At 26.3% G+C, this 8,420-nt stretch carries 10 protein-coding genes and 1 tRNA gene; 5 read left to right on the top strand and 6 right to left on the bottom strand.

What is annotated here, in order from left to right; all coding sequences use genetic code 11:
• Positions 1-745: Ig-like domain repeat protein (locus tag A9758_RS06700; RefSeq protein WP_143740885.1), on the bottom strand; the 745-nt coding region annotated here is incomplete at its 3' end.
• Positions 746-1,510: 765 nt separating this feature from the next.
• On the opposite strand from A9758_RS06700, the gene A9758_RS06695 reads away from it, so the two are divergent.
• Positions 1,511-1,837: a hypothetical protein gene (locus A9758_RS06695; protein WP_011406621.1), complete on the top strand. Its 327-nt coding sequence runs from the start codon at positions 1,511-1,513 to the stop codon at positions 1,835-1,837.
• 31 nt (positions 1,838-1,868) lie between these two features.
• Here the strand turns inward: A9758_RS06695 and A9758_RS06690 are convergent, their stop codons facing one another.
• The 3 genes from A9758_RS06690 to A9758_RS06680 all read right to left on the bottom strand — a co-directional run bounded on the left by A9758_RS06690 (position 1,869) and on the right by A9758_RS06680 (position 3,369).
• On the bottom strand, positions 1,869-2,414 hold the full coding sequence (locus A9758_RS06690; RefSeq protein WP_011406620.1) for a PRC-barrel domain-containing protein: 546 nt from the start codon (positions 2,412-2,414) through the stop codon (positions 1,869-1,871).
• Between the two features lie 133 nt (positions 2,415-2,547).
• Positions 2,548-3,084: an orotate phosphoribosyltransferase gene (gene pyrE / locus A9758_RS06685; RefSeq protein ID WP_011406619.1), complete on the bottom strand. Its 537-nt coding sequence runs from the start codon at positions 3,082-3,084 to the stop codon at positions 2,548-2,550.
• Between the two features lie 12 nt (positions 3,085-3,096).
• Positions 3,097-3,369, bottom strand: a complete 273-nt coding sequence (locus tag A9758_RS06680) for a PRC-barrel domain-containing protein (RefSeq protein WP_011406618.1) — start codon at positions 3,367-3,369, stop codon at positions 3,097-3,099.
• A 201-nt stretch (positions 3,370-3,570) separates the two neighbouring features.
• On the opposite strand from A9758_RS06680, the gene purF reads away from it, so the two are divergent.
• The 3 genes from purF to cfbC are packed head-to-tail and all read left to right on the top strand — an operon-like array spanning position 3,571 to position 7,044.
• Positions 3,571-4,983, top strand: a complete 1,413-nt coding sequence (gene purF, locus A9758_RS06675) for an amidophosphoribosyltransferase (protein ID WP_011406703.1) — start codon at positions 3,571-3,573, stop codon at positions 4,981-4,983.
• A gap of 51 nt (positions 4,984-5,034) precedes the next feature.
• Complete coding sequence (locus A9758_RS06670) at positions 5,035-6,252, top strand: peptidase U32 family protein (protein WP_011406702.1); 1,218 nt, start codon at positions 5,035-5,037, stop codon at positions 6,250-6,252.
• A gap of 3 nt (positions 6,253-6,255) precedes the next feature.
• On the top strand, positions 6,256-7,044 hold the full coding sequence (gene cfbC / locus A9758_RS06665) for a Ni-sirohydrochlorin a,c-diamide reductive cyclase ATP-dependent reductase subunit (RefSeq protein ID WP_011406701.1): 789 nt from the start codon (positions 6,256-6,258) through the stop codon (positions 7,042-7,044).
• On the opposite strand, the gene A9758_RS06660 is transcribed toward cfbC, so the two are convergent.
• Positions 7,041-7,478, bottom strand: coding sequence for a DUF123 domain-containing protein (locus tag A9758_RS06660; RefSeq protein ID WP_048059751.1), 438 nt, complete (start codon positions 7,476-7,478; stop codon positions 7,041-7,043). The genes cfbC and A9758_RS06660 overlap by 4 nt on opposite strands.
• Positions 7,479-7,634: 156 nt before the next feature.
• On the opposite strand from A9758_RS06660, the gene A9758_RS06655 reads away from it, so the two are divergent.
• Positions 7,635-8,045 carry a DUF371 domain-containing protein gene (locus A9758_RS06655; RefSeq protein WP_011406699.1) on the top strand — a complete coding sequence of 137 codons (411 nt, stop codon included), beginning with the start codon at positions 7,635-7,637 and terminating at the stop codon, positions 8,043-8,045.
• A 30-nt stretch (positions 8,046-8,075) separates the two neighbouring features.
• On the opposite strand, the gene A9758_RS06650 is transcribed toward A9758_RS06655, so the two are convergent.
• Positions 8,076-8,159 (bottom strand) — tRNA-Leu (locus A9758_RS06650).
• Positions 8,160-8,420 lie beyond the last annotated feature (261 nt).

Below are 8,420 nucleotides of genomic sequence, written 5' to 3'. Positions count from 1 at the left end.
CTGTTGATTGGCCTATTGGTCTTCCATTTATTTTAAATGCTGTGTTTCCTGATGTTACTTTTGCACCTTTTTGTGTTGTTACTGTTGCTTGTATATTGATTTTTTGTCCAGGTTTACCTTTTATTGGTGTAACTTGTGTTTTTGTAGGAACAGTTTTATCTAAACCAAGTGTTCCTGTTCCAGTTGATGAAGCATATTGATTATTTCCACCATAAACAACGGTGATTTTATATGTTTCATCAGCCCAACTTGTTGGTATTGTGTATGGTAGTGTTGTAACTCCATTTTTTACTGTTGATTGGCCTATTGTTTTTCCATTTATTTTAAATGCTGTTTTACCAGAAACTACTTTTAAATCATTATTTGTAGTTACTGTTGCTTTTATAGTAATTTTAGCGCCTTTATTTCCTCTAATGGATGTGACTGACGTTTTTGTTGCAGTTTTAGCACTACTACTTTTCAAACTTTTATTTGTTTTTGTTATACTTGTATTTTCTACTTTATTGTTTGTTGTAACTTTATTTGCATTAGTTACAGTTTGTATTTTTGTGTTTTCTGTTTTAATTTGGGTGTTTTGTGTTGCTTGTGTTGAGTTTTCTATTGATTTGTGTGTTGTTGCTTGTGTTTTTTGAACTTCAGGGGTAGTTGTGCTAGAAATACTACTTGTCTGTTTATTAAATGTTGTAGTGTTTGAAGTAGTATCTGCAGCTGCAACTGATCCTATTAGTAGTGTAATTATCACCACAAATAGAATTGCTACATGATAACCCTTAATTATAAAACCTCCTTATAATTATATAATTTGGATATAATTTATTTTTCAGTCAAAAAATGTTAATTATCTAGTAGATAATTAACTTACTATTATTTAACTAGTTCATAGCATATAAATCTTTTTTCTAAAATATTTCTTTTTTTGAGTTTTAAAGATGTAATTGGGCTATTTTTCTAAAAAAAAGTAGTATTTTAAGATAAAATAGAGTTAATTCTATTTATTTCAAAATATTATTTGTTTCAGTTGTATTTGTTCTTTTTAATTATCATAATATTTTTTGTGGTAGTATTAAACTATTTGTTGTTATTGTTAATAGTATATAATTGAAGATATTTTTTTATTTATTAAGTTACTATTTTTTCATATTCTATAGATATGGTGGATTAGTTACTTGTTTTTATTAAAAGAATATACTCATAATAGCTCTGTTTTTAGATGTATTGAGTGATAGTTAACTGTTATTTTTCGAATTTGATCTATTTAATGAATTTTAGATATTATTTTACAAAAAATAAAAGAATTCATTTAATAGATATAATTATATATTTCTTTTAATATATAATAATCAAATTTTATAAAAGAATAATGGAATTTTATTCGTATATTGAATTATATATTCTATTTTCTCTGTTTAAATAATGAATATAATATAAATTATTAAATAGATAAAAAAATAATGTTATTTCGTTAAAATAATATATTATATCTATGAAAGATATTAATGGAGATTAATTTATGGTGGATAAAATAACTTACAATGATTTAAAAGAATATGATTTTCTATTTACAATGACACCCTCCTTTTTAATGGGTACAGTAATAAAAAGAAATACTAATGTAGTTAAAAAATTTAACTCAACTGTTAAAAGTAATCTGGATAATTTAAATGAAAAGCAGAAAAAACAACTGAATATAATAATAAATACAGATATTGAGGAGTTACAAGAAGTTCTGGAAATAGCATATAAAAAAACACATAAGAAACAATATAAATTATTGTCTGATTATAAAGCTAGGGATTTTATTAAATTAAATTTAGATGAATTAAAAAAGTTAATATAAAAAAAATAATTAAGAATAAATATTTTTATTCTTATTCAATATCCACGGTTTTTTCTTCTGTTTTTTCAGATTCTTCATCTACTTTTTCTGAATTTGGAATTTTTTTATTAGTAATAACATAATCTCCAAATCTTTCAATATCCTCTTTAGATAATGTGTAGATATCCTTTGGTTTTCCAAATGATGAAGATTTTGCAAGAGTTACATTTTCAACTTCAAGATTATCAAAGTTAATATCAATATTAGCTATTTTACCAGCAACATTTCCATCAGCATCAATTACAGTTTTTCCAACACTTTCATTAATTTTTATGTTTGTTCCTGTAGATTCAGGTATTTTATCTAATTTATTTTGAGATAATTCTTCAACAGTTGTGTCAATTAATAAATAATCTCCTAATGCAAGTATATTTTTAGGATCTATTTCATAAAATTTTTTACTTATAGGATTTCCAGTTGAAGCAATTATTTTTGTTATTCCATATGTTTTTGTGTCAAAACTAATTTCTGCTATTTTTGCAACATCTTTTGCATTTTTATCTATTATTTTCATTCCAATAATTTCTTTTGAATTCATATTATCCCCTCGTATGATAATATATTTTTTTTATATAATATAATAGTTTAAATATTTATTTATTAAATGTGGTGTTGGTATCTACAGAAATAACTTGTTTTTTATTTAGTATAGAGTTATTTTTTAGTTAGAATTATAAATATTTTTTAAATTCACTAATAGTTAAAAGTGGTGTGAATTCAATGTTATTTTCTTTAAATGTTTCTTGAGCACCTTCTTCTCTATCTACAATTACAAATGCTTTAACTATATTTCCACCATTATCTTCAATAACATTTATGGCTTTTAATAAAGAACCACCAGTTGTTGTAACATCTTCAACTATTACAACATCATCATTTTCAAGTAATTCACCTTCAATTTGTTTACTTGTACCATATGTTTTTTTAGCTTTTCTAATCATTAACATTGGTTTTTTTGATATTAATGATGTTGCTGTAGCAATAGGAACTGCTCCTAATGCAGGTCCTGCTATTTTATCAATATTATCATGTTCTATTTCATTGGTTATAAGATGAGCTACACAATCTAGTATTTCAGGTTCAGTTATTGCTTTTTTCATATCAACATAGTAGTCACTTTCACGTCCTGAAGATAATGTGAATTTTCCAAATTTAATTACATTATTTTCTTTTAATAAGTTTATTAATTTATTTTTATAGTCTGTCATTGTAATATGTCCTTATATTTCATTTTCTAATTCTTCAACAAGTTGTTCTGCTTCATTTATTGCTTTTTTAAGAATTACTTTATCACCAATACGGTTTATCATTTCAAAAGGAACTAAACTTTCAGCTTTAGAAATTCCAATACTTTCACCAATTCCACCTTTTGATATGATAACAGATTCAATTTTATTTGATGAGGTATCTATTTCCACATCTTTAACTTTTCCAATAACTAATGCTGTATGGTCTAAAACTTCTTTTCCAATTAAATCATTTAATAAACGCATTTAAATCCCTCGGATATTTATTTTTTATATTTTATAATTTATAGATAGCTAATATTATTTTTAATATTTATATTGAATTTATATTATTATATGGATTTATATTTTTTTTATTTTATGTTTTTTAATTTTTGAAAAATCTAAATTAAATATTATAATTAATTATTTCAACTTCAATTTTTTTTTATAATATAATAATATAATATGGGGAGACAAAACGTGCAAAATGATTTGCAAGATAAATGTGGTGTTGTTGGTGTATACTCTTATGATGAATCAGTAGATGTAGCTTCTTGGATTTACTCTGGTTTGTATACTATTCAACATAGAGGACAAGAATCTGCAGGAATAAGTGTTTTAAAAGAAGGAAGAATAAATACTCATGTAGGTATGGGTTTAGTTTCAGATGTTTTTGATAACAATCTACTTGATATATTAAATGGTAATGTTGGAATAGGTCATGTAAGATACTCTACAACAGGAGATTCATCTCATGAAAACTGTTCACCATTTGTAGAACATAAAGAAAATATAATAATATCCATAGGACATAATGGAGATATTGTTAATTCTACTAGTTTAAGAAAGGAATTATTAGAATCAAATCATGAATTTAAATCTACAACAGATTCTGAAGTAATATGTCATCTTATAATAGATGAATATAATAAAAGTGGGGATGTTGTATTAGCAATTCAAAAAACATGTTCTAAATTAATAGGATCATACTCATTAGTTATATTAATTAATGGTGTATTGTATGCTGTAAGAGATCCTCTAGGTATGAAACCATTGGCTTTAGGTAGAAGTGATGAATTTTTAGTAATAGCATCAGAAACAGTTGCTTTTGATTCTTTAGATATTCCATATATTCGTTCAATAGAACCTGGTGAAATATTAGAAATAGACAATGGAAAAGAAACAAGTTATTTCCTACCAAAAGAAGAACATACTGCTAATTGCATGTTTGAATATTTATATTTTGCTAGACCAGATAGTATAATCTTTGATAAAAGTGTTTATGAGGTTAGATTAAATGTGGGTAAAAGATTAGCTCAGGAATATCCAATTGATGCTGATGTAGTAATAGCAGTTCCAGATTCTGCAATTCCAGCTACACTTGCCTATGCTCGTGAATCTAAAATACCTTATGCTGAAGGTTTAATTAAAAATAGGTATGTTGGAAGAACATTTATCATGCCAACACAAAAAGATAGGGATATTGCAGTAAAACTTAAAATGAACACACTTAATTCAGTAATTAAAGATAAACGTGTAATAGTTATTGATGATAGTGTAGTTAGAGGTACAACTTCAAAAACTATTATTAAAATGTTACGTGATGCTGGAGCAAGTGAAGTTCATTTACTAGTAGGATGTCCAGAAATAATATCTCCTTGTTTCTATGGAATTGCAATGGCTACAAAAGAAGAGTTACTTGCAGTGGATAGAACTACTGAAGAAATATGTGATGAAATTGGTGTTGATTCTATTGGATATATTAGTATTGAGGGACTGGTAGAATCAATAGGAACTCCAAGGGAAGACTTATGTTTAGGATGTATAACTGGGGATTATCCAACAGTTATACCAGATGATTTATTAGATAATGAATAAATCACTTTTTTAAATCTTTTTTTTAATCTTTTTTTACAGGTTTCTGATAATATGGTTGAATTATTAGCACCAGCAAGAGATAAACGTTCAGTAAGTGCTGCAATAAATAACAATGCTGATTCTGTATATGTGGGAATTACTGACTATAATATGCGTGCAAATGTTGCAAATATTGATATTGGAGATATTAAAGATATAGTAGTTCAGTGTCATGATAACAATAAAAAATTATATGTTTGTACTAATACTATAGTTTCAGATAATCAATTAGAAAAATATGGGAAACAATTAGATAAACTGGAACAATATGATGTTGATGCTTTAATTATCTCAGATATGGGTATGATTAACATAGCAAATAAATCATCAATTCCTCTACATCTAAGTGTTCAAGCAAACATTACAAATGTAGAAGCACTGAAATTATATAAGGAATTAGGAATATCAAGGGCTGTTTTATCAAGAGAATTATCATTAAAGGATATTTGTACTATTAAAAGAAAATCTCCAATAGAAATTGAAACATTTGTTCATGGAGCAATGTGTGTAGCAGTATCTGGCAGGTGCTTTTTAAGTTCATATTTCTATGATAGAAATGCTAATTGTGGAGAATGTCTACAACCATGTAGGCAGGAATGGGTACTTAAATCAACAGAAAATAAGGAATTGATATTATCTAATCCTGAAAACAATTCCATAGAAAATTCACGTATACTAAGTCCAAGAGATATGTGTATGATTGAACATATTCCTGATTTAATAGAATCAAAAATAGATGCATTTAAATTAGAAGGAAGAGCAAGACCTGCAGATTATGTGGCAACAGTTACAAACTGTTATAGACAAGCAATTGATTTATATGAAAGTGGTGAATGGGAGAAAAAATCACCTGATTTATTATTAAAATGGAAAAAAGAGTTAAGTTCAGTATTTAACAGGGGATTCGACACTGGATTTTACTATAGAACTCCTAAATTAACGAGTTTTGATAATAAGGCAACATATAAAAAGGTGGATATTGGTCAGGTAACAAATTTCTATAAGAAAATCAATGTGGCTGAAATTAAGTTATGGTCTGATTTAGAAGTAAATGATACTATAATAATTCAGGGAAATAAAACTGGTAGTATTACAGAGAAGGTAACATCCATGCAAGTTAATGGAGTGAATGTAGATAAAGTTTCAAAAGAAGATGTAGGTATAAAAATAAATGGTATTGTTCGTGAAAATGATCATGTGTATAAAAAAGTACAAATAAAGGATGTGTAAAATATGGTTTTAAAAAAAATAGCAATATATGGTAAGGGTGGAATAGGAAAATCAACAACAGTATCAAATATGGCTGCAGCATATGATAATTCAACATTTGTTATTGGCTGTGATCCTAAGGCTGATACTACAAGAACATTGGTAGGTAAACGTATACCAACAATACTTGATACAATGAGAGATAATACTCAACCTGAACTTGAAGATATTGTATATGAAGGATATAATAATACTTTATGTGTAGAATCTGGTGGACCTGAACCAGGAGTAGGTTGTGCTGGTAGGGGTGTAATTGTTGCAATGAACCTACTTGATAAAATTGGTGCATTTGATAATGATCCTGATTTAGTAATATATGATGTTTTAGGTGATGTTGTATGTGGTGGTTTTAGTGTACCATTACGTGAGGATTATGCTGATGAAGTATATATTGTAACTAGTGGAGAATACATGTCATTATATGCTGCAAATAATATTGCTAAGGGAATTAAGAAATTAAATGGTAAACTTGGTGGTATTATTTGTAACTGTAGGAATGTGAAAAATGAGGTGGAAGTGGTTACAGAGTTTGCATCACTTATTTCAAGTAAGATTATGGGTATAATTCCCAGATGTGAACTTGTTCAGACAAGTGAATATAAGGCAAGTACAGTTGTTGAAACTTTCCCTGATTCTAGTCAGTCAAAAATCTATTCTGAACTTATAAACAATATTATGAATAATCAGGAATTTTCTACACCAACACCTATGGGTATTGAGGAATTTGAAGAGTTCTTCTATTCATATGTTTAAAACCATGTATATGGTTTATAATTTATTTTTTTATAAGAATTAATACTACTATTTAGAGCATCAGTATAGTTGTTAAAATAATATAAATGAGACATGCATTTACAATCAGAACATCCAAAACTTTCAATATAATTAGTTGCATCTTCTTGTATATTATAGGCTATATTACATTCTATTTTTTTAGTACAGTATGTGTATATCACTTCTTTAATTTCAGTATTTTTATTAAGTAATAAATAATCCACATGCCAATGTTTTTTCTTATCATTAGATAGATGTCTTTTTATTCTATTAGATAATGTCCCTAATGCTGAACCAACATAAACATAATAACCTTTTTTAAAATCAATATTTCCTTTTGCACCTATTTTAATTGTACAATCATTTTTCATTTTAATAATTAAACAATAATTTCCTTTATCAGGTATTTCCATTTTATTTCCCTTCAAAATCTAAAATTAATTTATTCTTTTATATATTACTATTATTTTAATAATCTAATATAAATTCTAGTTTTCCATAAAATTTATTCAATATAAGTTTTATAAATATTAAGTGGAATAATTTAAAATAGGATTTTACGTGATTATATGGAGTATAGTTTTTTAGCAAGGGGACATGAAAATATAACGTCCCATCATAAATCTACTTTTGAAATAACAACTGATAAAACATTAACACTAAAGGGTGATTGTATAATTGGTGTTTGTAGTAATACAATATTAAATGATTTACCAAGTACTTTAAAAGAAAAAATAAAAACTGATAATACAAAAATAGAATTGATATTAGAAACAGATAATGCACATGACTCTATAATAGGTTTTGGATGTTCAAAATTAACACTTAATCATCCAACTGACATGGTTTGTCGAAAAAGTGATTTTACATGTAATCGTACATTGATGATTAATTCTAATAAGGCTGCAAGAGACTTGGATAAAGATTTAATTAATGATTTAAAAAAGGGTTGTAATTTAAAAGTTACAATTAAAATATAATTTTTTTTAAAAAAAGTTTTTGAAATTAAATGCGGGAGACGGGAATCGAACCCGCGAAGAGACTACCTCAATAGGCCCTCAACCTATCGCCTTTGACCGCTCGACCACCCCCGCGTATAAAAAAGTTTATTTTTATATTTTGGATGGATTTAACCATTGAAAAATAATAACCTACATAAAGGTTAATACTATATATTTAAATTATTATATATAAATGTTACGCTTTCTTGTGGTCATTGTCAGGAAACTTAGTTGATTTTTGATTTTTTTCAATAAAAAAATAGAAATATGCTTGAAACGGTTTAAATTAAAAATTTACACTTTAAATAATTCTATTGTGAAAAATAAGCATAAAAAAAGTCTTTATATAAAGAG

Source organism: Methanosphaera sp. A6, from assembly GCF_001729395.1.
GTDB classification, from domain to species: domain Archaea; phylum Methanobacteriota; class Methanobacteria; order Methanobacteriales; family Methanobacteriaceae; genus Methanosphaera; species Methanosphaera stadtmanae.
The sequence above is the reverse complement of the archived record's forward strand: the minus strand, read 5'-3'. Positions and strand labels throughout refer to the sequence as shown.

What these genes read in the sequence shown, in the direction of transcription:
- A9758_RS06695 (WP_011406621.1), top strand. Translation starts at nt 1,511, where the DNA reads ATGGTGGATAAAATAACTTACAATGATTTAAAAGAATATGATTTTCTA.
- A9758_RS06670 (WP_011406702.1), top strand. Translation starts at nt 5,035, where the DNA reads ATGGTTGAATTATTAGCACCAGCAAGAGATAAACGTTCAGTAAGTGCT.
- cfbC (WP_011406701.1), top strand. Translation starts at nt 6,256, where the DNA reads ATGGTTTTAAAAAAAATAGCAATATATGGTAAGGGTGGAATAGGAAAA.
- A9758_RS06660 (WP_048059751.1), bottom strand. Translation starts at nt 7,478, where the DNA reads ATGGAAATACCTGATAAAGGAAATTATTGTTTAATTATTAAAATGAAA.
- A9758_RS06680 (WP_011406618.1), bottom strand. Translation starts at nt 3,369, where the DNA reads ATGCGTTTATTAAATGATTTAATTGGAAAAGAAGTTTTAGACCATACA.
- pyrE (WP_011406619.1), bottom strand. Translation starts at nt 3,084, where the DNA reads ATGACAGACTATAAAAATAAATTAATAAACTTATTAAAAGAAAATAAT.
- A9758_RS06690 (WP_011406620.1), bottom strand. Translation starts at nt 2,414, where the DNA reads ATGAATTCAAAAGAAATTATTGGAATGAAAATAATAGATAAAAATGCA.
- purF (WP_011406703.1), top strand. Translation starts at nt 3,571, where the DNA reads ATGGGGAGACAAAACGTGCAAAATGATTTGCAAGATAAATGTGGTGTT.
- A9758_RS06655 (WP_011406699.1), top strand. Translation starts at nt 7,635, where the DNA reads ATGGAGTATAGTTTTTTAGCAAGGGGACATGAAAATATAACGTCCCAT.